The 22,774-nt window shown below is 38.5% G+C and carries 23 protein-coding genes and 1 pseudogene; 23 read left to right on the top strand and 1 reads right to left on the bottom strand.

Translation table 11 applies throughout. The features are described 5' to 3' along the window. Positions 1-40 precede the first annotated feature (40 nt). The 5 genes from SK642_RS09325 (at position 41) to SK642_RS09305 (ending at position 6,182) form a co-directional block, all read left to right on the top strand. Positions 41-1,468, top strand: a complete 1,428-nt coding sequence (locus tag SK642_RS09325; protein WP_033684526.1) for a helix-turn-helix domain-containing protein — start codon at positions 41-43, stop codon at positions 1,466-1,468. Positions 1,469-1,626: 158 nt separating this feature from the next. Then, positions 1,627-3,132 carry a glycerol kinase GlpK gene (gene glpK / locus SK642_RS09320; RefSeq protein ID WP_033684525.1) on the top strand — a complete coding sequence of 502 codons (1,506 nt, stop codon included), beginning with the start codon at positions 1,627-1,629 and terminating at the stop codon, positions 3,130-3,132. A gap of 53 nt (positions 3,133-3,185) precedes the next feature. Then, positions 3,186-5,012: a type 1 glycerol-3-phosphate oxidase gene (gene glpO, locus SK642_RS09315; protein WP_033684524.1), complete on the top strand. Its 1,827-nt coding sequence runs from the start codon at positions 3,186-3,188 to the stop codon at positions 5,010-5,012. A 69-nt stretch (positions 5,013-5,081) separates the two neighbouring features. Then, positions 5,082-5,786, top strand: coding sequence for an MIP/aquaporin family protein (locus tag SK642_RS09310; RefSeq protein ID WP_033684523.1), 705 nt, complete (start codon positions 5,082-5,084; stop codon positions 5,784-5,786). 192 nt (positions 5,787-5,978) lie between these two features. Next, positions 5,979-6,182 carry a hypothetical protein gene (locus SK642_RS09305; RefSeq protein ID WP_033684522.1) on the top strand — a complete coding sequence of 68 codons (204 nt, stop codon included), beginning with the start codon at positions 5,979-5,981 and terminating at the stop codon, positions 6,180-6,182. Between the two features lie 86 nt (positions 6,183-6,268). Here SK642_RS09305 and SK642_RS09300 read toward each other — a convergent pair whose 3' ends face one another. Next, positions 6,269-6,877: a hypothetical protein gene (locus tag SK642_RS09300; RefSeq protein WP_051734088.1), complete on the bottom strand. Its 609-nt coding sequence runs from the start codon at positions 6,875-6,877 to the stop codon at positions 6,269-6,271. A 131-nt stretch (positions 6,878-7,008) separates the two neighbouring features. On the opposite strand from SK642_RS09300, the gene SK642_RS09295 reads away from it, so the two are divergent. The 18 genes and pseudogenes from SK642_RS09295 to SK642_RS09220 all read left to right on the top strand — a co-directional run bounded on the left by SK642_RS09295 (position 7,009) and on the right by SK642_RS09220 (position 22,717). Beyond that, positions 7,009-7,209, top strand: a complete 201-nt coding sequence (locus tag SK642_RS09295; RefSeq protein WP_033684520.1) for a hypothetical protein — start codon at positions 7,009-7,011, stop codon at positions 7,207-7,209. A gap of 448 nt (positions 7,210-7,657) precedes the next feature. After that, positions 7,658-8,520: pseudogene (locus tag SK642_RS09290) on the top strand (helix-turn-helix domain-containing protein). Between the two features lie 32 nt (positions 8,521-8,552). Then, a complete protein-coding gene (locus tag SK642_RS11180; protein WP_350353758.1) occupies positions 8,553-8,666 on the top strand; it encodes a KxxxW-cyclized peptide pheromone in 114 nt (37 codons plus the stop codon). Between the two features lie 69 nt (positions 8,667-8,735). Next, entirely contained in the window at positions 8,736-8,927 is a 192-nt protein-coding gene (locus SK642_RS11045; RefSeq protein WP_033684519.1) for a hypothetical protein, read from the top strand. Positions 8,928-9,076: 149 nt separating this feature from the next. Continuing rightward, the gene (locus tag SK642_RS11040) at positions 9,077-9,409 is read left to right on the top strand and encodes a radical SAM protein (RefSeq protein WP_235230878.1); all 333 of its coding nucleotides are present in this window, start codon (positions 9,077-9,079) and stop codon (positions 9,407-9,409) included. Between the two features lie 208 nt (positions 9,410-9,617). Beyond that, on the top strand, positions 9,618-10,052 hold the full coding sequence (locus tag SK642_RS11035; RefSeq protein ID WP_235230877.1) for an SPASM domain-containing protein: 435 nt from the start codon (positions 9,618-9,620) through the stop codon (positions 10,050-10,052). Further along, on the top strand, positions 10,049-11,140 hold the full coding sequence (locus SK642_RS09275) for an MFS transporter (RefSeq protein WP_033684552.1): 1,092 nt from the start codon (positions 10,049-10,051) through the stop codon (positions 11,138-11,140). The genes SK642_RS11035 and SK642_RS09275 overlap by 4 nt, the downstream gene beginning before the upstream one ends. A gap of 7 nt (positions 11,141-11,147) precedes the next feature. Then, the gene (locus SK642_RS09270; RefSeq protein WP_033684517.1) at positions 11,148-12,326 is read left to right on the top strand and encodes a ryptide export MFS transporter; all 1,179 of its coding nucleotides are present in this window, start codon (positions 11,148-11,150) and stop codon (positions 12,324-12,326) included. A 311-nt stretch (positions 12,327-12,637) separates the two neighbouring features. Further along, complete coding sequence (locus SK642_RS09265; RefSeq protein WP_000813667.1) at positions 12,638-12,769, top strand: teichoic acid D-Ala incorporation-associated protein DltX; 132 nt, start codon at positions 12,638-12,640, stop codon at positions 12,767-12,769. Positions 12,770-12,789: 20 nt separating this feature from the next. Beyond that, positions 12,790-14,340 (top strand): D-alanine--poly(phosphoribitol) ligase subunit DltA, encoded by a 1,551-nt coding sequence (gene dltA / locus SK642_RS09260; RefSeq protein WP_033684516.1) that lies wholly within the window; start codon positions 12,790-12,792, stop codon positions 14,338-14,340. Then, complete coding sequence (gene dltB / locus SK642_RS09255) at positions 14,337-15,581, top strand: D-alanyl-lipoteichoic acid biosynthesis protein DltB (protein WP_033684515.1); 1,245 nt, start codon at positions 14,337-14,339, stop codon at positions 15,579-15,581. Before dltA ends, dltB begins: the two co-directional genes overlap by 4 nt. Before the next feature lie 12 nt (positions 15,582-15,593). Continuing rightward, positions 15,594-15,833 carry a D-alanine--poly(phosphoribitol) ligase subunit DltC gene (gene dltC / locus SK642_RS09250; protein ID WP_000351967.1) on the top strand — a complete coding sequence of 80 codons (240 nt, stop codon included), beginning with the start codon at positions 15,594-15,596 and terminating at the stop codon, positions 15,831-15,833. Continuing rightward, a complete protein-coding gene (dltD, locus tag SK642_RS09245; protein ID WP_033684514.1) occupies positions 15,826-17,094 on the top strand; it encodes a D-alanyl-lipoteichoic acid biosynthesis protein DltD in 1,269 nt (422 codons plus the stop codon). The genes dltC and dltD overlap by 8 nt, the downstream gene beginning before the upstream one ends. A gap of 152 nt (positions 17,095-17,246) precedes the next feature. Continuing rightward, positions 17,247-17,687 (top strand): zinc-dependent transcriptional regulator AdcR, encoded by a 441-nt coding sequence (adcR, locus tag SK642_RS09240; RefSeq protein WP_033684513.1) that lies wholly within the window; start codon positions 17,247-17,249, stop codon positions 17,685-17,687. Next, positions 17,687-18,391: a metal ABC transporter ATP-binding protein gene (locus SK642_RS09235; protein WP_033684512.1), complete on the top strand. Its 705-nt coding sequence runs from the start codon at positions 17,687-17,689 to the stop codon at positions 18,389-18,391. Before adcR ends, SK642_RS09235 begins: the two co-directional genes overlap by 1 nt. Then, positions 18,384-19,190 carry a metal ABC transporter permease gene (locus SK642_RS09230; protein ID WP_033684511.1) on the top strand — a complete coding sequence of 269 codons (807 nt, stop codon included), beginning with the start codon at positions 18,384-18,386 and terminating at the stop codon, positions 19,188-19,190. The genes SK642_RS09235 and SK642_RS09230 overlap by 8 nt, the downstream gene beginning before the upstream one ends. Before the next feature lie 9 nt (positions 19,191-19,199). Further along, on the top strand, positions 19,200-20,705 hold the full coding sequence (gene adcA / locus SK642_RS09225) for a zinc ABC transporter substrate-binding lipoprotein AdcA (protein WP_033684510.1): 1,506 nt from the start codon (positions 19,200-19,202) through the stop codon (positions 20,703-20,705). Between the two features lie 860 nt (positions 20,706-21,565). Beyond that, positions 21,566-22,717, top strand: a complete 1,152-nt coding sequence (locus SK642_RS09220; RefSeq protein ID WP_033684509.1) for an iron-containing alcohol dehydrogenase — start codon at positions 21,566-21,568, stop codon at positions 22,715-22,717. The last annotated feature ends 57 nt before the right edge of the window (positions 22,718-22,774 follow it).

The following is a 22,774-nucleotide window of genomic DNA, read 5'->3' as shown; positions in this document are numbered from 1 at the left end:
TTTATGCTATGCTTAAGGTAGAAAATGAAAGGGGTAACAAATGTATTTAGGAGATTTGATGGAAAAGGCTGAATCTGGCCAATTTTCAATCCTTTCCTTTCTCTTACAAGAGTCTGAGACAACCGTCAAGGCCGTAATGGAGGAAACAGGATTTTCAAAAGCGACTCTAACCAAATATGTCACCCTGTTCAATGACAAGGCTTTGGACAGTGGTTTAGAGCTGACAATCCACTTAGAAGATGAGAGTCTGCGTCTATCAATCGGTGCAGCTACCAAGGGAAGAGATATTCGGAGCTTGTTTTTGGAGAATGCGGTTAAATACCAGATTTTAGTCTATCTTCTTTACCACCAACAGTTTTTAGCCCATCAGCTGGCTCAAGAATTGATGATTAGTGAGGCTACGCTTGGTCGCCATTTGGCTAGTTTAAATCAGATTTTGTTAGAATTTGATTTATCTATTCAAAATGGACGGTGGCGAGGTCCAGAACATCAGATTCGCTATTTCTATTTCTGTCTTTTCCGCAAGGTTTGGTCGAGTCAGGAGTGGGAAGGTCACATGCAGAAGCCAGAGAGAAAGCAGGAGATTGCTTGTTTAGAAGAAATCTGCGGTGCAAGCTTGTCTTCGGGCCAGAAATTGGACTTGGTTCTCTGGTCTCACATCAGTCAACAACGTCTACGGGTCAAGGCCTGTCAGTTTCAAGTGATAGAAGAGAAAATGCGAGGGTATTTTGACAATATTTTCTACCTGCGTTTGCTGAGAAAGACTCCGTCTTTTTTTGCTGGGCAACACCTCCCTCTCGGAACTGAGGATGGTGAGATGATGATTTTCTTCTCTTTCCTCCTATCTCATCGCATTCTTCCTCTTCATACTATGGAGTATATCCTTGGTTTTGGAGGGCAGTTGGCAGATTTGCTGACGCAATTGATTCAAGAGATGAAGAAAGAGGAATTACTAGGGGACTACACAGAGGATCATGTCACCTATGAACTCAGTCAGCTTTGTGCTCAAGTCTATCTATATAAGGGTTATATCTTACAGGACCGCTATAAGTACCAGTTAGAGAATCGTCATCCTTATTCGCTGATGGAACATGATTTTAAAGAGACAGCAGAAGAGATTTTTCATGCTCTACCTGCCTTTCAGCAGGGGACGGATTTGGATAAGAAAATTCTCTGGGAATGGCTGCAGTTGATCGAATATATGGCTGAAAATGGTGGCCAGCATATGCGGATTGGTCTGGATTTGACATCTGGTTTTCTTGTCTTTTCAAGGATGGCAGCCATTTTGAAACGGTATTTGGAATACAATCGTTTCATTACCATTGAAGCCTATGACCGAACTCGACATTATGATTTGCTGGTTACAAATAACCCTATTCATAAGAAGGAGCAGACACCAGTCTATTATTTAAAAAATGACTTGGATATGGAAGATTTGGCAGGGATTCGTCAGTTATTATTCACTTAAAAGACTTGGTGCTTCCAGGTCTTTTTTGTGAAATTCACACAATCTCCTCACATTTTTTTAAAAATTAAAAAAGTTGATAAACAAGAAAGCGCTTTATTTTGTATACTAGTTAGTGTAAAGAGGAGACATCCTCAAGATTTTTATGAGGAGGACATCACATGTCACAAGAAAAATACATTATGGCCATTGACCAGGGGACTACAAGTTCTCGTGCCATTATCTTTAACAAAAAAGGTGAAAAAGTTAGCTCTAGCCAAAAAGAGTTCACTCAAATTTTCCCTCACGCAGGTTGGGTGGAGCACAATGCCAATGAAATTTGGAACTCTGTACAGTCTGTTATTGCTGGTGCTTTCATTGATAGTGGTGTGAAACCAAGTCAAATCGAAGCAATCGGGATTACTAACCAACGTGAAACAACGGTCGTTTGGGATAAGAAAACAGGACTTCCAATCTACAATGCCATCGTTTGGCAATCTCGTCAGACAGCTCCTTTAGCTGAGCAACTAAAAAGTAAAGGCTATGTGGAAAAATTCCATGAAAAGACTGGTTTGATTATCGATGCTTACTTCTCTGCTACTAAAGTTCGTTGGATTTTGGATCATGTAGAGGGAGCGCAAGAGAGAGCTGAAAAGGGTGAATTGCTCTTTGGTACTATTGACACTTGGTTGGTTTGGAAATTGACAGACGGTGCTTCTCACGTGACGGATTACTCAAATGCCGCCCGTACCATGCTTTATAACATTAAAGAACTTAAGTGGGATGATGAGATTTTGGAAATCCTCAATATTCCTAAGGCTATGTTGCCAGAAGTCCGCTCTAACTCTGAAATCTACGGTAAGACAGCTCCATTCCACTTCTATGGCGGAGAAGTTCCAATCTCAGGTATGGCAGGGGATCAACAGGCAGCCCTCTTTGGACAGTTAGCCTTTGAACCTGGTATGGTTAAAAATACCTATGGAACAGGTTCTTTCATCATCATGAATACTGGTGAAGAAATGCAGTTGTCTGAAAACAACCTCTTGACAACTATCGGTTACGGTATTAATGGTAAGGTTTACTATGCCTTGGAAGGTTCAATCTTCATCGCAGGAAGTGCGATTCAATGGCTTCGTGACGGTCTTCGAATGGTAGAGAACTCACCAGAATCTGAAAAATATGCTCGTGATTCACACAATGATGATGAAGTTTATGTAGTTCCAGCCTTTACAGGACTTGGTGCACCATACTGGAATCAAAATGCTCGCGGTTCAGTCTTTGGTTTGACTCGTGGAACAAGCAAGGAAGACTTTATTAAGGCAACTCTTCAATCAATTGCTTATCAAGTGCGTGACATCATCGATACCATGCAGGTAGATTCTCAAACAGCTATTCAAGTATTGAAAGTGGATGGTGGCGCAGCCATGAACAACTTCCTCATGCAGTTCCAAGCTGATATTTTAGGAATTGACATTGCTCGTGCTAAAAACTTGGAAACTACAGCTTTAGGTGCAGCCTTCCTAGCTGGTTTGGCAGTTGGTTATTGGAAAGACTTAGATGAGTTGAAACTCTTGAATGAGACTGGAGAACTCTTTGAGCCATCTATGAATGAATCTCGTAAGGAACAACTTTACAAGGGTTGGAAGAAAGCTGTAAAAGCAACTCAAGTTTTTGCAGAAGAAGACTAATACTGATGACATCAGTTTAACAATGACAGGATTTAATTAGAAAGTGTGTAACTATGGAATTTTCAAAGAAAACACGTGAATTATCAATTAAAAAAATGCAGGAACGCACCTTGGATCTCTTGATTATCGGTGGAGGAATCACAGGGGCTGGTGTAGCCTTGCAGGCTGCAGCTAGTGGTCTAGATACTGGTTTGATTGAAATGCAAGACTTCGCAGAAGGAACATCTAGCCGTTCAACTAAATTGGTTCACGGAGGTCTGCGTTACCTTAAGCAATTTGACGTAGAAGTTGTATCAGATACGGTTTCAGAACGTGCAGTGGTCCAACAAATTGCACCTCATATTCCAAAACCAGACCCAATGCTCTTGCCAGTATATGATGAGGATGGAGCGACCTTTAGTCTCTTCCGTCTTAAAGTAGCTATGGACCTTTACGACCTCTTGGCAGGGGTTAATAACACGCCAGCTGCCAACAAGGTTTTGAGCAAGGAAGAAGTCTTGGAACGCCAGCCAAACTTGAAGAAAGAAGGTTTGGTAGGAGGTGGGGTTTACCTTGACTTCCGTAACAACGATGCGCGTCTCGTGATTGAAAATATCAAACGTGCCAACCAAGACGGTGCCCTTATTGCCAACCACGTGAAGGCAGAAGGATTCCTATTTGACGAAAGTGGCAAGATTACAGGCGTAGTAGCTCGTGATCTCTTGACAGACCAAGTATTTGAAATTAAGGCACGCCTTGTTATTAATACAACAGGTCCTTGGAGTGATAAAGTACGCAATTTGTCTAATAAGGGAACACAATTCTCACAAATGCGCCCAACTAAGGGAGTTCATTTGGTAGTGGATTCAAGCAAGATCAAGGTTTCACAGCCAGTTTACTTTGATACAGGCTTGGGAGATGGTCGTATGGTCTTTGTACTTCCACGTGAAAACAAGACTTACTTTGGTACAACGGATACAGACTACACAGGCGATTTGGAACATCCAAAAGTGACGCAGGAAGATGTAGATTACCTACTTGGTATTGTCAACAACCGCTTCCCAGAAGCTAACATTACCATTGATGATATCGAAAGTAGCTGGGCAGGTCTTCGTCCATTGATCGCAGGCAATAGCGCTTCTGACTACAATGGCGGAAATAACGGAACCATTAGCGACGAAAGCTTTAACACCTTGATTGCGACTGTCGAAGCTTATCTATCGAAAGAAAAAACGCGTGAAGATGTTGAATCTGCTGTTAGCAAGCTTGAAAGCAGCACATCTGAGAAACATTTGGATCCATCTGCAGTTTCTCGTGGCTCTAGCTTGGACCGTGATGATAATGGACTTTTGACTCTTGCTGGTGGTAAAATCACAGACTACCGTAAGATGGCTGAAGGAGCTATGGAGCGCGTGGTCGATATCCTCAAAGCAGAATTTGACCGAAGCTTTAAACTCATCAACTCTAAGACTTACCCTGTTTCAGGTGGAGAATTGAATCCAGCAAATGTGGATTCAGAAATCGAAGCCTTTGCGCAACTTGGAGTGTCACGTGGTTTGGATAGCAAGGAAGCTCATTACCTAGCAAATCTCTATGGTTCAAATGCACCGAAAGTCTTTGCCCTTGCTCACAGCTTGGAACAAGCGCCAGGACTCAGCTTGGCAGATACCTTGTCACTTCACTATGCAATGCGCAATGAGTTGGCTCTTAGCCCAGTTGACTTCCTCCTTCGTCGTACCAACCACATGCTCTTTATGCGTGATAGTTTGGATAGTATCGTTGAGCCAGTTTTGGATGAAATGGGACGATTCTATGACTGGTCAGAAGATGAAAAAGCAGGTTACCGTGCGGATGTCGAAGCAGCTCTCGCTAACAACGATTTAGCAGAATTAAAAAATTAAGAAAAAGGAAAAGAGGTGGAGGGTAGCATTCCTTGTCGCCCGTCCCTTCTTTTTAATGGAGACAGAAAGATGATGAATGAATTATTTGGAGAATTTTTGGGGACTTTAATCCTGATTCTTCTAGGAAATGGTGTTGTTGCAGGTGTGGTTCTTCCTAAAACTAAGAGCAACAGCTCAGGTTGGATTGTGATTACTATGGGTTGGGGGATTGCAGTTGCGGTTGCAGTATTTGTATCTGGCAAGCTCAGTCCAGCTCATTTAAACCCAGCTGTGACCATCGGTGTTGCCTTAAAAGGTGGTTTGCCTTGGGCTTCCGTTTTCCCTTACATCCTAGCCCAGTTCGCAGGGGCTATGCTGGGTCAGATTTTGGTTTGGTTGCAATTCAAACCGCATTATGAGGAAGAAGAAAATGCAGGCAATATCCTGGCAACCTTCAGTACTGGTCCAGCCATCAAGGATACAGTTTCTAACTTGATCAGTGAAATCCTTGGAACCTTTGTTTTGGTGTTGACAATCTTTGCTTTGGGGCTTTATGATTTTCAGGCAGGTATCGGAACCTTCGCAGTGGGAACTTTGATTGTCGGTATCGGTCTATCACTAGGTGGGACAACAGGTTATGCCTTGAACCCTGCGCGTGACCTTGGCCCTCGTATCATGCACAGTATCTTGCCAATTTCAAACAAGGGAGACGGAGACTGGTCTTATGCCTGGATTCCAGTTGTAGGACCTGTTATCGGTGCAGCCTTAGCCGTACTTGTATTCTCACTTTTCTAATCTAGAAAAAACAATTATTTTGATAGAGTTTGGGCAAAAACTCAATTTCAGGAAAAAATGAAGTAAATCTTCTCATAATAAAACGCATCATATCAAGCACGAAAATTCCACGAGGTCAACTACAGTCAGAAAGCTGAACAACAAGCCAAAACGCCCAAAAAAGGCGGCAAAAAGCAAGCACCTGCAAGCAACGTGCCGAAATGGTCAAATCCTGATTATATCAACGAATTAGACCCAAAAATCATTGATATGCTAATAGAATTTCATAGGTCACAAGGTACTCTTGAGACCCCTGAAGCACAAGCAGAAATTGCCCAAAGACGTGCAGAAATCGAGCAAAGGAGAGCTGAGCTTGAGGATAAAAAACAAGAGCTTTTGAACCGCTTGAACAAATAGAGTTTCGCAAGTATTATGCTTACAAATTACTTGAGCAATTAACTAAAATATAAACCCTACCTTTATATCTAGGCAGGGTTTATATTTTAGAAATTCACGTAGGTTGTTTCGGTTTTTTCATACCCAGTATAATCTGAGTTTCTATAGTATCCAGTGATAAACTTCCATTTTCTTTGAGCAACATGGATATAAGTATTTGTTATGTAGTATGGATATGGGCTTTGTGACTCCAAGTAACTCTCATAAGCTTGCGTACCAATATATGCTCCACTAATTATGCCACTCCATGGGCCACCCACCATAGAACCTATAATAGCAAAAAACGCGGATATTCCAGATTGAATCATGAAGTTAGCGAATGTGTTGGCTAGTTTATTCCCATGTATTGTGTTGACGTAATTCCAAACATTAGGATCGTATGATCTAAAAGATATATTTAGGTCGATTTCATTCTTTTGATAAGCCATATAGAATGACCCATTGACATAGACACCATCAGCACGTTGTTCAATAGTGTCTACACTTCCATCTGGATTGACCACCTCAAGAACTTCATCACTTAAAATATTTACTTGCGTATCTCCGAACCGCACTGATGAGCCATTCTCAAACTGAGCCTCACCAGATACAACTTTAGAGTTTGCCGATAAGCTATCATCAGCAAAAACAACAAGCGACGGGGAAATGCTAGACATACAGAAAATAGACATAACTAGCAAACACATGCATTTAAACATCTTAGACATAACGGAAACTCCTTTGTATTTTTGATTTTTTTCAACTTTTATTATACAATAAAACCAAATAAAAAGAAAGCGGTAACAATATGCTTAATGTGAAAATTTTATATATATTTTTATTTTTGATCTTTGTCGAAACTACAGGCTTGTTGTTGTTGAAAAACGGTCTTGAAAGAGGTTATTTAGATACAGGAGCTATCATCCTTGCAGTTTTTACATTTGCTTTCGACAACCTATGTTCATTCGGTTGGGTCTACTTTACAATAAAAAACCATAAAAATAAATAGACGTATTTTCAAAAAAAGATTGTATATTTATCTTGGTGAAACGACGATTTAAATCGTCGTTTTTTTGTATAACTCCCCCTGAAATTTATTTTAATTATGCAAATTTCACGTATTTTTGATGCTGAGACGACGATCCTGGGAACTTTTCAGATAATTTTTTGACCTATCTATCATTAGAAAAGCTTAGAGCGCCAAAGGATTTGAGCGTTTTTCTGATTTTTAAGACTTTTTCCCAGTCTCTTTTTCGATTGAAGATGTAATTATTCTACTAACTAACTTCTTAGTACTAGCCAACAACGATAATCATAATTCCTCCTAAAATTAGGAATAATAAAGGCAATAATTTTTGTTTTTTCATGTGAAATACCTCACTTTTATTTTCTTCTATTTTATGCTAAAATATTAACAATCAAAAACTGTTCCCATATATGCTTGTTGGAGAGATATTATGAAAAAATTTGGAGAAATTTTTAAAAAGTTTCGAGAATCTAGAGGTTTTCGCTTGAAAGATGTCGAAAAAGCTGGTATATCAACATCACAGCTCTCACGTTTTGAAAAGGGAGAGACTGATTTAACCATTTCAAAATTTATGGCTATTTTGGATGAAATTAACATGCCCATTGATGAATTTATGTATGCTGTTCATGATTTTCATCGTGATGAACTGAACGAACTCTTATCAAAGGTTATGCGTTTTGTATCAAATCATGATGTTGATGGGTTGAAAAATTACTTTATTCTCAGATGGAGTCAGATTCTAAACAGGAGAAATTTCATAAGCTTAACATTATTTTATTAAAAATTCGTTTACAAGATTTATCGGGAGAAGCTTATTATTCTGGTGATGATCTATTTTATCTAACTGACTATCTCTTTAGTGTTGAATACTGGGGACACTATGAATTATTGATTTTTTCAAATACGTTAGATGTCCTAAAACATGATGTTTTCATGGTTTTGGCTAGAGAGATGTCTAGACGTTCTGATTTCTACAAAGAAATTCCAAACAATAGACGACTGATTTCATCTATGCTATTAAACGGATATATCACATGTATTGAAAGAGGAAAATTTCTTGATGCTTTATATTTTGAAAAGCAACTGAATCAATGCTTTTTCACCGAGATAGAAATTTATGAACGGTTGGTGTTTCAGTATGCACAACATCTGTATCGATACAAAAAAGAGATGGATTGTAAAGCAATTATTGAAATGAGGAAGTGTATTGGAGCAATGAAATTAGCGGGAAGTAACCATTTGGCAAAGACTTATGAAAGGCATTTAGAAAAAATTTTAGTAAGTAAAAGGTAATACGCAGATATGGGAATGTTTTATTGTAAGTGATGAAAAAGAATATAATTACAGTATCCTATTTGAAAGGAGTTACAATTATGTCTAAAAAACTTGAAAAAGTCCTTGAGTCTAGTTCTATGGCAAAAGGCGACGGTTGGAAGTGATAAAGTAATTTATCTCATAGGATAAGCAGAGGTTACATTTCCCTCTGCTTTTTTAGGAAGGTATTCAAGATGAGAAGAATTTCAGAAGATATTTTATTTAGACTAGAGAAGTTTGGTGGAATTTTAATAAATAAAACAAATTTTGATCGAGTTGAATTAGATGAGACTGAGGCTTTTTTTCTATATCTAGTTCAAACTCATGGTTTCGAAATTGCTGTTTCTTTTTTTAAGAAAGATATAGAAGCAGGAAAATTAAAGTGAGCATTATCATTAGATATCTATTCTGATAAAAATATTGAGGGGGCATTGAAAGATCCTGCCGAAACTTTAAAAATGCGAGGAAACATGTAGCAAAATTAAAGAAGTATAATATACTGAGTTTTCCACTCGAATTAGTAATATACCCTAGTATGTACTGTGATTTAAAATGTGGTTTTTGTTTTTTAGCAAATCGAGAAGATAGAAATTCCAAACCTGCTAAAGATTGGGAGCGAATTTTGCGTCAGGCAAAAGATAACGGAGTGCTTAGTATTTCAATTTTAGGTGGAGAGCCGACTAGATATTTTGATATTGATAATTTATTGATAGCTTGTGAAAAACTAAAGTTGAAGACTACTATAACGACCAATGCCCAGTTAATAAAGAAAAGCACAGTAGATATTCTGACTAATTCTAACTATATTACACCAGTCTTATCTTTGCAGACTTTAAATCCTGAATTAAATTTTGAATTGATGGGGTAAGACCTGATAGACAGATAAAATTAGCGAAATATTTTAAAGCTGTTAGGAAAAAATGTAGAATTAATGCAGTGTATACAAAGCAAAGCTATGAACAAATTATAGAATTAGTTGATTTTTGTATAGAGAATAAAATAGATAGGTTTTCAGTAGCTAATTATTCTGAGGTAACAGGATATACTAAAATAAAGAAAAATACGATTTAGCTGATTTGAGAAGACTGAATGAGTATGTTACAGATTATATAGCTCAACGAGAAGCTAAGTTAAATTTTGCTACTGAGGGGTGTCATCTTTACACCGCCTATCCAGAATTAATAAATAATTCGATTGAATTTTCAGAGTTTGATGAAATGTATTATGGATGTCGTGCGAAGTATACTAAGATGGAAATAATGTCTAATGGAGATATCATGCCTTGTATTGCCTTTTTAGGAATTAATCGAACTAAGCAAAATGCTTTTGAAAAAAATTTGTTAGATATTTGGTATGATGACTTGTTGTATAGAGAAATTCGTTCTTTTAGAACGAAGAATTCTAAATGTTTATCTTGTGGCTTAGTAAAAATTTGCGAAGGTGGCTGTTATGTTAACTTGATTAAGGAGAAGAGTCCAGAATATTTTAGAGACTCAGTTTGCAAATTATGAGTAAAAGGATTTTTAATTTATATGTGATGAATATATTTCTGTCTGGATTACCGTATTACTTTGTAACAATGTTACTTTTAAAGTGTCTGGGTTTCTCTTTCACAGAAATAGCTAGTTTATCAGTCATTACCGAGTTATGTGGCGCAGTTTTTGACATTCCATTAAGTGTTATTTCAAGTAAGTTTGGTTACAAGAAAATTTGGTTATATCAAATTTTCCTATTAATTTTAGCGCTATCTTGTTTACTGTTTGGAAAATCAAATATAATATATATTTCAACAGTATCTTTTGGATTGTCGGAATCATTATCTTCAGGAGTTCTTAATGCTTATAATTTTGAAATAATTGATGATGAGGTAGTATATAAATCATTTTTGAAATATCTCAATACAGTAAAATATGTTTTTATTGCTATTATTACAATTATATCTCCATATTTATTGAATAGGAATTATAGTTATCCGATTATTATTTCCATTGTATTTGTGGTTTTAAGTCAATTAAATTTAATAGAATTACCTGAAATCAGAAATACACGGAATAATAATCAAAAAATATTCAGCATCGATAATATTAAAGATATTCCGTGGAACTTAATATTGTTAGGAGTAGCATTCTCAACTCTAATTATGATTAGCAACTCTTATGCAGGTATATTTTTAAATGAACAGGGACTCTCATTAGATATGTTGGGTATCGTACTATTTATGTTTAATATATCTATGGCTTTGGGGAGTTATCTAAAAATTAAGTTTAAAATAAGTTTAATGCTACCAATACTAGCTATTTTTATGTTTTTTCAAACCAATTTATTCATCCAAATTATAACTTTTCTATTAATGCGTATTCTCAATTCCAGTTATAATAACCATTTTTATTCTGAATTTAATATGTCGATAGAGAAAAATAGAGCAGTATTGTGGTCGGCATATAATTTATTTATTTCAATAAGTTTTATGGTAGCAGATTTTCTGGCCGGTATTTTTGCAGATAACTTTAGTATAAAAAGTAATTATTTAATATTTGGAATTCAGGCTCTTTTTTGCTTAGGACTTTATTTATTTTTAAACAGAGGGGAAAGATTTTAAAAAGTATATGTCTAATTCATTTATCAAGTTGTTAGTCTCTCAATTGTTTGCAAATTTAGCAGATATTTTCTTTAGAGTAACCATCATTGCTAACATATACATTATTTCAAAATCAGTAATTGCCACATCACTAGTTCCTATTTTAATAGGAATATCCTCTTTTGTTGCGAGTCTTTTAGTTCCTTTAGTTACTAAAAGGTTAGCACTAAATAGGGTTTTATCTTTATCCCAATTTGGAAAGACTATATTATTAACGATACTGGTAGGAATGTTTACCGTAATGCAATCAGTAGCGCCTTTGGTAACCTATCTATTTGTTGTGGCAATTTCCATATTAGATGGTTTTGCTGCACCTGTTTCCTATGCTATTGTGCCACGCTATGCGACTGATTTGGGTAAGGCTAATTCAGCCTTATCAATGAGTGGTGAAGCTGTTCAATTGGTGGGTTGGGGATTAGGTGGACTCTTGTTTGCAACAATTGGTCTCTTACCTACCACGTTTATCATTTTAATCTTGTATATCATTTCTAGCTTTCTGATGTTATTGCTTCCTAAGGCTGAAGTGGAGGTGTTAGAGTCAGAAACTAATCTTGAAATTTTGCTCAAAGGTTGGAAGTTAGTTGCTAGAGATCCTAGATTAAGACTTTTTGTATCAGCAAATTTATTGGAAATTTTCTCAAATACGATTTGGGTTTCTTCTATCATACTTGTCTTTGTAACTGAGCTATTAAATGAAACGGAAAGTTACTGGGGATATTCTAATACAGCATACTCTATCGGGATTATAATTAGTGGCTTAATTGCTTTTAGGCTATCTGAAAAGTTTCTTGCTGCTAAATGGGAAAGTATTCTTTTTTCTCTTGTAGGCATGGTAATAGTGACACTGACTATTCTATATTTTCCAAACGCACAGATGTTTTTATTATTTTCAGCTTTAGTTGGTATGTTATCGCAACTAAAAGAAGTTCCTGAAAGTGTATTTCTTCAGGAAACAGTAGAGGAAAATAACTTGGTTAATGTCTATTCCGTTCTGGAAGTGATTTCAACACTATCATTTTCAGTATTTGTTTTGCTAATGAGCTATATTACTGAAAATTTTGGTATTAGCATCAGTTTTTGGCTATCGGCCATTTGTCTGATGATAGAAGCTATTTTAATTTATATCAGACGAGATTATTTTAAATGAGAGACTGGTTAAAAAGTCTTTAAAAATCAGAAAAGCGCATAGTATCAGGTGTTGAAAAAACTTGATATTATGCGTTTTATTATGGGGATAATTACTTCATTTTCTACTGAAATGGAGTTTTTACCTAGACTTCTCTACTTAAAATATACATAGAAAAACTGCATAATCTTTAAAATTAGCTTAAATGCAGTGAAAATGTACGGCAAACAATTGAAAAATTACCCTATAAAATGGTACAATGGTAGAAAAATAAGCTAGTAAGAATCACTCTTATTTTAGCGAAAAATTACAGAAATGAATGGTTTTTCTTGATGAAACAGAGAAAAGAATTGTACCTCTTTCTTGGTCGGACAGCCTTGTATTTTCTTATCTTTCTAGGGCTGCTTTACTTCTTTAGCTATCTTGGACAGGGTCAAGGAAGCTTTATCTATAATGAATTTTAACTTGAAGGAGAATCCCTATTGTGTCAAATAAACCAATAGCAGATATGATTGAAACCATTGAGCATTTTGCTCAGACCCAGCCTAGCTATCCTGTCTATAATGTTTTGGGGCAGGAACACACTTATGGAGATTTAAAGGCTGATTCGGATAGTTTGACCGCAGCTATTGACCAACTAGACTTGCCAGAGAAGTCTCCTGTAGTCGTTTTTGGTGGCCAAGAATATGAAATGTTGGCAACTTTTGTAGCGCTGACTAAGTCAGGTCATGCCTACATTCCAATTGATAGCCATTCGGCCTTGGAACGAGTTTCAGCTATTTTAGAAGTAGCGGAGCCAAGCTTGATTATTGCCATTTCAGACTTTCCATTGGAGCAGGTTTCTACACCGATGTTGAATCTAGCTCAGGTTCATGAAGCCTTTGCTCAAGGGGCTAGCTATGAGATCACGCATCCAGTCAAGGGAGATGATAACTACTACATTATCTTTACTTCTGGTACGACTGGTAAGCCTAAGGGAGTGCAGATCTCCCATGATAATCTCCTCAGCTTTACCAACTGGATGATTACGGACAAGGAATTTGCGACACCAAGTCGTCCTCAAATGCTGGCGCAACCGCCTTATTCTTTTGACCTGTCTGTCATGTACTGGGCACCGACCTTGGCACTTGGTGGTACACTTTTCGCTCTTCCATCTGCCATTACACAGGACTTTAAACAACTTTTTGCGACCATCTTTTCATTGCCAATCGCTATCTGGACTTCAACCCCGTCTTTTGCAGATATGGCCATGTTGTCTGAAGACTTCAACAGTGAGAAAATGCCTGGAATCACGCATTTCTACTTTGACGGTGAAGAATTGACGGTCAAAACGGCTCAAAAACTGCGCGAGCGTTTCCCTAATGCCCGTATTATCAATGCCTATGGTCCAACAGAAGCGACAGTGGCCCTGTCAGCAGTTGCCGTGACAGATGAGATGTTAGCGACTCTCAAACGCCTACCAATCGGCTATACCAAGGCTGATTCTCCAACCTTTATCATTGATGAAGAAGGTAATAAATTGCCAAATGGTAAACAGGGAGAAATCATTGTTTCTGGACCAGCTGTTTCAAAAGGTTATATGAACAATCCTGAAAAAACAGCGGAAGCCTTCTTTGAATTTGAAGGACTGCCAGCCTATCACACAGGCGATGTGGGATCTATGACAGATGAGGGTTTGCTTCTCTACGGTGGACGCATGGACTTCCAGATTAAGTTTAACGGTTACCGCATTGAGTTAGAAGATGTCTCTCAAAACCTTAACAAGTCTCGTTTTATTGAGTCTGCTGTCGCTGTTCCGCGCTATAACAAGGACCACAAGGTACAAAATCTGTTGGCCTATGTCATCTTAAAAGATGGTGTCCGTGAGCAGTTTGAACGTGATATCGATATTACCAAGGCCATTAAGGAAGACTTGACAGATATTATGATGTCTTATATGATGCCGTCCAAATTCCTTTATCGAGACAGTTTGCCACTGACTCCAAATGGAAAGATTGACATTAAAGGATTGATTAACGAGGTGAACAAGAGATGATGGAGTTCTTTCAACAGCTTCCTCATTTAGAGCCGTATGGTAATCCTCAGTATTTTGTCTATGTGATTGCTGCAACTTTGCCCATCTTTATCGGTCTCTTTTTCAAGAAACGCTTCGCCTGGTATGAAGTGCTGGTTAGTCTTTTCTTTATCGTCACCATGTTGGTGGGTGGGAAGACCAATCAATTGGCTGCTTTAGGTATTTATCTTTGTTGGGAAATATTGCTCGTACTCTTCTACAAGCATTATCGAAAAAGTAAGGATGGCAAGTGGGTTTTCTACCTAGTTAGTTTTCTGTCTCTCCTTCCGATTATCTTTGTCAAGGTCCAGCCTGCTATCAATGGAACGCAGTCTTTGCTTGGATTTTTGGGAATTTCTTACCTAACTTTTCGTTCGGTTGGGATTATTATCGAGCTGAGAGATGGAGTGATTAAGGATTTTACCCTCTGGGAATTCCTACGTTTCCTTCTCTTCATGCCGACTTTTTCAAGTGGCCCAATTGATCGCTTTAAGCGTTTTAATGAAAATTATCAGACCATTCCTGAGCGGGATGAGTTGATGGATATGCTGGATGAATCTGTTCGCTATATCATGTGGGGATTTTTGTATAAGTTTATCCTAGCTCATGTTTTAGGAGAAACTTTACTACCTCCTCTGAAGAATCTAGCCCTGCAGTCAGGTGGCTTCTTTAACCTCTATGCCTTGGCGGTTATGTATACCTTTGGTCTGGAACTTTTCTTTGATTTTGCAGGTTACTCTATGTTTGCCTTAGCCATTTCAAATTTGATGGGAATTCGTAGCCCTATCAACTTTAACAAACCTTTCTTATCAAGAGATTTAAAGGAATTTTGGAATCGTTGGCACATGAGTCTCTCTTTCTGGTTCCGTGACTTTGTCTTTATGCGAATGGTCATGGTGTTGACCAGAAAGAAGGTCTTTAAAAATCGCAATGTAACCTCAAGTGTGGCCTACATTGTAAATATGCTGATTATGGGATTTTGGCACGGTGTGACCTGGTATTATATCGCCTATGGACTCTTTCATGGATTAGGCTTGGTTATCAATGACGCTTGGATTCGTAAGAAAAAAACGCTCAATAAGGAACGGAAAAAAGCAGGGAAGCCTGCTCTACCTGAGAATCGCTGGATTCAGTTGCTTGGCATGGTTGTGACTTTCCATGTCGTCATGCTGTCATTCTTAATCTTTTCTGGATTTTTGAATGATTTATGGTTTAAAAAATAAAGGAAATAAAATATGGATATCAAATCAGAAGTTATCGAAATTATTGATGAGTTGTTTATGGAAGATGTTTCTGACATGATGGATGAAGATCTTTTTGATGCAGGTGTCTTGGATAGCATGGGCACGGTTGAGTTGATTGTGGAGATTGAAAACCGTTTTGACATTCGTGTCCCTGTAACAGAGTTTGGTCGTGATGACTGGAATACAGCTAATAAAATTATAGCTGGTATTGTGGAGCTACAAAATGCTTAAACGCTTATGGATGATCTTCGGACCGATCATAACAGCTGGTTTGTTGGTTTACCTCTTGATTTTCTTCTTCCCTACTGGGAGTGCTCATGATATCATACGGGAAAAGCGATCGGCAGCAGCAACTACAATTGATAGTTTTAAAGAAAGATTTCAAAAAGTTAGGGCTTTGTCAGATCCTGATTTAAGATTTGTTCCTTTTTTTGGCTCGAGTGAGTGGTTACGTTTTGATAGTGCCCATCCTTCAGTATTGGCGGAAAAATACAATCGTTCCTATAGACCTTATTTGTTAGGTCAGAGAGGAGCCGCCTCTCTTAATCAGTATTTTGGGATGCAACAGATGTTACCGCAATTGGAAAATAAGCCAGCTGTCTTTGTTATTTCACCTCAGTGGTTTAGTAAAAATGGATACGAACCAGCAGCTTTTCAACAGTATTTCAATGGTGATCAGTTAACTAGTTTTTTAGAAAATCAGTCGGGAGATCAAGCAAGTCAATATGCAGCAAGTCGCCTCCTTCAACAGTATCCTCATGTAGCTAATAAAGACATGATTATGAAATTGGCTAAAGGGGAATCTCTTTCAGAAACAGATTATGATTTAGTTGCTTTAATGTCTCGTTTTAATGAGAGACAGTCGATATTCTTTGGTCAATTTTCTTTCAGAGGTTATGTCAACTATGATAAACATGTAGTTAAGTATTTAAAAACCTTACCAGATCAGTTTTCTTATCAAGCCATAGAAGATGTTGTTAAAGCAGATGCTGAAAAGAATACTTCTAATAATGATTTAGGAATGGAAAATTATTTCTATACTACGCAGATTAAGAAGGATTTTAATAAATTAAAGGATTCTCAGAAAACTTATACCTATCTCAAGTCGCCAGAATATAATGACTTGCAGTTAGTGTTGACACAGTTTTCTAAATCCAAGGTAAATCCGATTTTTATCATTCCACCTGTTAACAAAAAATGGATGGACTACGCTGGTCTACGAGAGGATATGTACCAACAAACGGTGCAAAAGATTCGCTACCAGTTAGAAAGTCAAGGCTTTACCAATATAGCAGATTTTTCTAAAGATGGTGGAGAACCATTCTTTATGAAGGATACCATTCACCTTGGTTGGTTGGGTTGGTTAGCTTTTGACAAGGCAGTTGATCCTTTCCTATCCAATCCTACACCAGCTCCTACCTACCATCTAAATGAGCGCTTTTTCAGTAAAGAATGGTCGCTCTACGATGGAGATGTTAAGGAATTTCAATAGATAATAATATGGAAGAGTTCAAGAATGAAACTGGTTTTCACGTTTTTTCTTGACTCTTTTTTTGCTTGTGATATAATTAACTGGTAAACAAAATTCCACAGAATAGTATTTTCTCTTGAAAATAGAGAAGCATATAAGGAAAGGAGTCAGATATGAGACAGCTAGCAAAGGATATAGATGCCTTTTTGAATGAAGTGATTTTGCAAGCAGAAAACCAGCACGAGATTTTAATAGGGAATTGTACTAGCGACGTGGCCCTGACCAATACCCAGGAGCATATCCTCATGCTTTTGTCAGAGGAATCTTTAACAAATTCAGAATTGGCTCGTCGCCTCAATGTCAGTCAGGCAGCAGTTACCAAGGCCATTAAGTCTTTGGTCAAGGAAGGAATGTTGGAAACATCTAAAGATCCTAAGGATGCGCGTGTGATTTTTTATCAGTTGACTGATCTGGCTCGTCCAATCGCTGAGGAGCACCATCATCACCATGAGCACACACTTTTAACCTATGAACAAGTGGCGACTCAGTTTACTCCAAATGAACAAAAAGTGATTCAGCGGTTTTTGACTGCTTTAGTAGGAGAAATCAAATAATGAGATACATTACGGTAGAGGATTTGTCCTTCTATTATGATAAGGAGCCTGTTCTGGAGCATATCAATTATAGTGTTGATAGTGGGGAATTTGTGACCTTGACGGGGGAAAATGGGGCAGCTAAGACGACACTAATCAAGGCCAGTCTAGGTATTCTTCAACCACGCATTGGTAAGGTGACTATTTCAAAGACAAATGCTCAGGGTAAGAAATTGAGAATAGCCTACCTTCCCCAGCAGATTGCCAGTTTTAATGCTGGTTTTCCAAGTACGGTTTATGAATTTGTCAAGTCGGGACGCTACCCACGAAAAGGTTGGTTCCGTCGCTTGAATGCTCATGATGAGGAGCATATCAAGGCTAGTCTGGACTCAGTTGGCATGTGGGAACACCGAGACAAACGCTTGGGGTCTCTTTCTGGAGGACAAAAGCAGCGAGCGGTGATTGCACGTATGTTTGCTTCTGACCCTGATGTATTTATCCTAGACGAGCCGACAACGGGGATGGATACAGGAAGTAAAAATGAATTTTACGAACTCATGCACCATAGCGCCCATCATCATGGCAAGGCTGTGTTGATGATTACCCATGACCCTGAAGAAGTTAAGGATTATGCGGATCGCAATATTCATCTAGTCCGTAACCAAGACTCGCCATGGCGTTGTTTCAACGTTCATGAGAATGATCAGGAGGTGGGTCATGCTTAGTTTATTATCTTATGACTTTATGCAGCGTGCCTTTCTGGCGGTTATTGCGATGAGTCTTTTCTCGCCAGTTCTTGGAACCTTCCTTATCTTGCGTCGTCAGAGTTTGATGAGTGATACCCTCAGCCACGTCTCGCTTTCGGGTGTAGCCTTTGGTCTGGTACTAGGGATTTCTCCGACTGTTTCTACGATTGCCATTGTCTTGATTGCGGCGGTCTTCCTAGAGTATCTCCGTACGGTTTACAAGAGCTTTATGGAAATCGGGACAGCTATCCTCATGTCGACAGGTTTGGCTGTTTCTCTGATTGTCATGAGCAAGGGCAAAAGCTCGAGTTCTATGAGTTTGGACCAGTATCTTTTTGGTTCGATTGTGACTATCAGCGAAGAGCAGGTCATTTCCCTCTTTGTCATTGCGGCGGTTGTTTTGCTGTTGACCTTCCTCTTCCTTCGTCCAATGTATATCTTGACCTTTGATGAGGATACGGCCTTTGTGGATGGCTTGCCAGTTCGCACCATGTCTATTCTTTTTAACATGGTGACAGGGGTGGCTATTGCCCTTATGATTCCTGCAGCAGGAGCTCTTTTGGTGTCGACCATTATGGTCTTGCCAGCTAGTATTGCCCTGCGTCTGGGGAAAAATTTTAAATCGGTTATGCTGCTAGCCAGTGCTATTGGATTTTTGGGAATGGTGGCAGGACTTTACATTTCCTACTATGCAGAAACACCTGCAAGTGCAAGTATTACCATTATTTTTGTAACTGTCTTTTTACTCATTAGTTTAGTAAGACGTTTTATCAAATAGGAGAAGAACATGAAAAAAATTAGCTTATTACTAGCCAGTCTATGTGCCTTATTTTTAGTGGCTTGTTCCAATCAAAAGCAGGCAGATGGCAAACTAAATATCGTGACAACCTTTTACCCTGTCTATGAATTTACCAAGCAAGTCGCAGGAGATACTGCTAATGTAGAACTCCTTATCGGTGCTGGTACAGAACCCCATGAATACGAACCTTCTGCCAAGGCGGTTGCCAAAATCCAAGATGCAGATACCTTCGTTTATGAAAATGAAAACATGGAAACATGGGTCCCTAAATTGCTAGATACTTTGGATAAGAAAAAGGTGAAAACTATCAAGGCGACAGGTGATATGTTGCTCTTGCCAGGTGGCGAGGAAGAAGAGGGAGAACATGACCATGGCGAAGAAGGCCATCACCATGAGTTTGACCCCCATGTTTGGTTGTCACCAGTCCGTGCCATCAAACTTGTAGAGCACATCCGTGATAGCTTGTCGGCAGATTATCCTGATAAAAAAGAGACCTTTGAGAAGAATGCTGCTGCCTATATCGAAAAATTGCAGGCCTTGGATAAGGCTTATGCAGAAGGCTTGTCTCAAGCCAAACAAAAGAGCTTTGTGACTCAGCACGCAGCCTTTAACTACCTTGCCTTGGACTATGGACTTAAACAAGTCGCAATCTCAGGTCTCTCTCCAGATGCAGAGCCATCAGCTGCTCGTTTGGCAGAATTGACAGAGTACGTCAAGAAAAATAAAATCGCCTATATCTACTTTGAGGAAAATGCTTCACAAGCCCTTGCTAACACACTTTCAAAAGAAGCAGGTGTCAAAACAGATGTCCTCAATCCTTTAGAAAGTCTGACAGAAGAGGACACCAAGGCTGGAGAAAATTACATCTCTATCATGGAGAAAAACCTCAAGGCTCTAAAACAAACAACAGACCAAGAAGGTCCAGCAATTGAGCCTGAAAAGGCAGAGGATACCAAGACAGCTCAAAATGGTTACTTTGAAGATGCAGATGTCAAGGACCGCACCTTGAGTGACTATGCAGGTAACTGGCAATCAGTTTATCTTTTCCTTGAAGATGGTACGTTTGATCAAGTATTTGACTACAAGGCTAAGTTGACTGGTAAGATGACCCAGGCTGAGTACAAGGCCTACTATACAAAAGGCTATCAGACAGATGTCACTAAGATCAATATCACTGATAACACTATGGAATTTATTCAAGGTGGACAAAGTAAGAAATACACCTACAAGTATGTCGGAAAGAAAATCTTGACTTATAAGAAAGGCAATCGTGGCGTGCGCTTCCTCTTTGAAGCCACAGATGCGGATGCTGGACAATTCAAGTATGTTCAGTTTAGTGACCACAATATCGCCCCAGTCAAGGCAGAACACTTCCATATCTTCTTTGGAGGCACAAGCCAAGAAGCCCTCTTTGAAGAAATGGATAACTGGCCAACCTACTACCCAGATAACCTATCTGGCCAAGAAATTGCCCAAGAAATGTTGGCGCATTGATGAGAAAATCGACTAGTTCATGAGAGCTAGTCGGTTTTTGGGTACTAGATGGTCAACTTCATTATAGACCTTTCAGATACCTAAGGAACTTTAAACAATAAATAAAACTCTTGAAATATCTGGACCTGTATGTTAGAATAATTTTATCGGATAAGGTTCATTAGAACACCAAAGCCCTTAACTATGCCAGTAGTTAAGGGCTTTTTTGACGTATCTTAGCGATTTAACGGGTGCTTACAGGCTAGTCATTCGGTCTACTTCTTACCATCTAGCCATTTGCAGACGAAATACAAGATGATTCCAGCGATGACGTCTGCTATAATAGTAAGAGCGAGCTCTGGGATAAGGCTCATTAGTTTCACCTCCTTTCACGAACCGTAAGGAACGTAATCGGTAACCGATGACAAAAATAGTATACCACAACAAATTTAGATCATCAACATTGATTAATTCTTGAAATATTGGATATCAGTGCATCCAATGATTTTTTCTATCCTATTAAAAGGTTAACCGTTACTTGTTCTGTGTATTGAATCACAGCTTGAAAAGCTCAGGTAGTACTTGGATAAACAACGGAGTGAGAAATATTGTGAATAAGGTTTCTAACATATGTAACCATTCTTTTTTTAATTAAATTGAGGAGGGGAAATTAGAGTGTTCTTGCAAGCCCTCGTATGCTATGATTTCAAAATCTGTTCTAATTGCTTTGTTTGCTGATGGAAAAGAATCTCATAAAGAATAATCAAATATCACTCCTTTAAAAAATATTTGTTAAACATTTCACAAATATTTGAAAACGAATACAAAAAGTAATATAATGATGTTAAGTAAATAGCGCGGAGGCGCAGGAGGAAAATTATATGGCGACATTTTACGTTCCAGCAGTCAACCTTATTGGTAAAGGTGTTGTAAATGAAGTAGGTCCTTATATCAAGGAACTTGGCTATAAAAAGGCACTTTTGGTAACAGATAAGTTCATCGAAGGAAGTGACATTTTGCCTAAGGTTTTAAAACCGTTAGATACAGAAGGAATCGAATATGTCATCTTTAGTGATGTAGAGCCAAACCCTACTTGTAAGAATGTTACAGATGGGGTTGCTGCTTTGGAAGAACATGGATGCGACTTTATCATCAGTCTTGGTGGTGGGTCTCCACAGGATGCAGCTAGTTGTATCTCTATCATAGCTACAAATGGTGGAAAACCACAGGATTATGAGGGGCTTCATAAGTCTGCTAAAAAAGGCTTGCCAGTTGTGGCTATCAATACAACAGCAGGAACTTCTGCAGAAATCACTATTAACTATGTCATTACTGACGAAGAACGCAAGGTTAAGATGGTCATGGTTGATAAGAATAGCCTTGCCTTGATCTCTGTCAATGACCCTGAATTGATGCTCTCTAAGCCTAAAGGCTTAACTGCAGCGACTGGTATGGATGCTCTGACGCACGCTGTTGAAGCTTTGGTAACACCTGGTGCTTATGATGTGACTAAGAAACTGTCTATCGGAGCTATTGAGCTTATCAAGGAATACCTTCCTCGTGCAGTAGCAAACGGACACGACATTGAAGCGCGTGAAGGTATGGTCAATGCCATCTTCCTTGGTGGTATGAGCTTTAACAATGCAGGTCTGGGCTATGTTCACTCAATGGCTCACCAACTCGGTGCAGTATATAATTTGCCACACGGTGTTTGCTGTGCCATGTTGCTACCAGTTATCGAACGTGAAAATGCTAAACGTGTTCCGAAAGCTTTCCGCAATGTTGCCAAGGCATTGGGACTTCATGTGGAAGGTAAATCAGATGAAGAGTGTGCCGATTATGCAATTGCTGAGATTGAGAAACTGTCTGAAACAGTAGGTATTCCTAAGAAACTGACTGAGCTTGGTATTGAAGAAAAAGACTTTGACTTTGAATATCTTTCTAAGAATGCCTTGGTTGATGCCTGCGCACCAGGAAATCCATTCATGCCAACCTTAGAAGAAACGATTGCTTTTTATAAAGAGTTGTTTTAGCCAGGAATTAGACGACAATGTGACAATTCACCTCTAATTATTGACATTTCAGGAAAA

Source organism: Streptococcus mitis, from assembly GCF_000722705.1.
GTDB lineage: Bacteria > Bacillota > Bacilli > Lactobacillales > Streptococcaceae > Streptococcus > Streptococcus mitis_P.
This window is presented reverse-complemented; position numbering and strand designations above follow the sequence as displayed.

Excerpts from the sequence above, each read along its gene's own strand:
- SK642_RS09325 (WP_033684526.1), top strand. The coding sequence starts at position 41 with ATGTATTTAGGAGATTTGATGGAAAAGGCTGAATCTGGCCAATTTTCA.
- glpK (WP_033684525.1), top strand. The coding sequence starts at position 1,627 with ATGTCACAAGAAAAATACATTATGGCCATTGACCAGGGGACTACAAGT.
- glpO (WP_033684524.1), top strand. The coding sequence starts at position 3,186 with ATGGAATTTTCAAAGAAAACACGTGAATTATCAATTAAAAAAATGCAG.
- SK642_RS09310 (WP_033684523.1), top strand. The coding sequence starts at position 5,082 with ATGATGAATGAATTATTTGGAGAATTTTTGGGGACTTTAATCCTGATT.
- SK642_RS09300 (WP_051734088.1), bottom strand. The coding sequence starts at position 6,877 with ATGTCTAGCATTTCCCCGTCGCTTGTTGTTTTTGCTGATGATAGCTTA.
- SK642_RS09295 (WP_033684520.1), top strand. The coding sequence starts at position 7,009 with ATGCTTAATGTGAAAATTTTATATATATTTTTATTTTTGATCTTTGTC.
- SK642_RS11180 (WP_350353758.1), top strand. The coding sequence starts at position 8,553 with ATGAAAAAGAATATAATTACAGTATCCTATTTGAAAGGAGTTACAATT.
- SK642_RS11045 (WP_033684519.1), top strand. The coding sequence starts at position 8,736 with ATGAGAAGAATTTCAGAAGATATTTTATTTAGACTAGAGAAGTTTGGT.
- SK642_RS11040 (WP_235230878.1), top strand. The coding sequence starts at position 9,077 with ATGTACTGTGATTTAAAATGTGGTTTTTGTTTTTTAGCAAATCGAGAA.
- SK642_RS09275 (WP_033684552.1), top strand. The coding sequence starts at position 10,049 with ATGAGTAAAAGGATTTTTAATTTATATGTGATGAATATATTTCTGTCT.
- SK642_RS09270 (WP_033684517.1), top strand. The coding sequence starts at position 11,148 with ATGTCTAATTCATTTATCAAGTTGTTAGTCTCTCAATTGTTTGCAAAT.
- SK642_RS09265 (WP_000813667.1), top strand. The coding sequence starts at position 12,638 with ATGAAACAGAGAAAAGAATTGTACCTCTTTCTTGGTCGGACAGCCTTG.
- dltB (WP_033684515.1), top strand. The coding sequence starts at position 14,337 with ATGATGGAGTTCTTTCAACAGCTTCCTCATTTAGAGCCGTATGGTAAT.
- dltC (WP_000351967.1), top strand. The coding sequence starts at position 15,594 with ATGGATATCAAATCAGAAGTTATCGAAATTATTGATGAGTTGTTTATG.
- dltD (WP_033684514.1), top strand. The coding sequence starts at position 15,826 with ATGCTTAAACGCTTATGGATGATCTTCGGACCGATCATAACAGCTGGT.
- adcR (WP_033684513.1), top strand. The coding sequence starts at position 17,247 with ATGAGACAGCTAGCAAAGGATATAGATGCCTTTTTGAATGAAGTGATT.
- SK642_RS09235 (WP_033684512.1), top strand. The coding sequence starts at position 17,687 with ATGAGATACATTACGGTAGAGGATTTGTCCTTCTATTATGATAAGGAG.
- SK642_RS09230 (WP_033684511.1), top strand. The coding sequence starts at position 18,384 with ATGCTTAGTTTATTATCTTATGACTTTATGCAGCGTGCCTTTCTGGCG.
- adcA (WP_033684510.1), top strand. The coding sequence starts at position 19,200 with ATGAAAAAAATTAGCTTATTACTAGCCAGTCTATGTGCCTTATTTTTA.
- SK642_RS09220 (WP_033684509.1), top strand. The coding sequence starts at position 21,566 with ATGGCGACATTTTACGTTCCAGCAGTCAACCTTATTGGTAAAGGTGTT.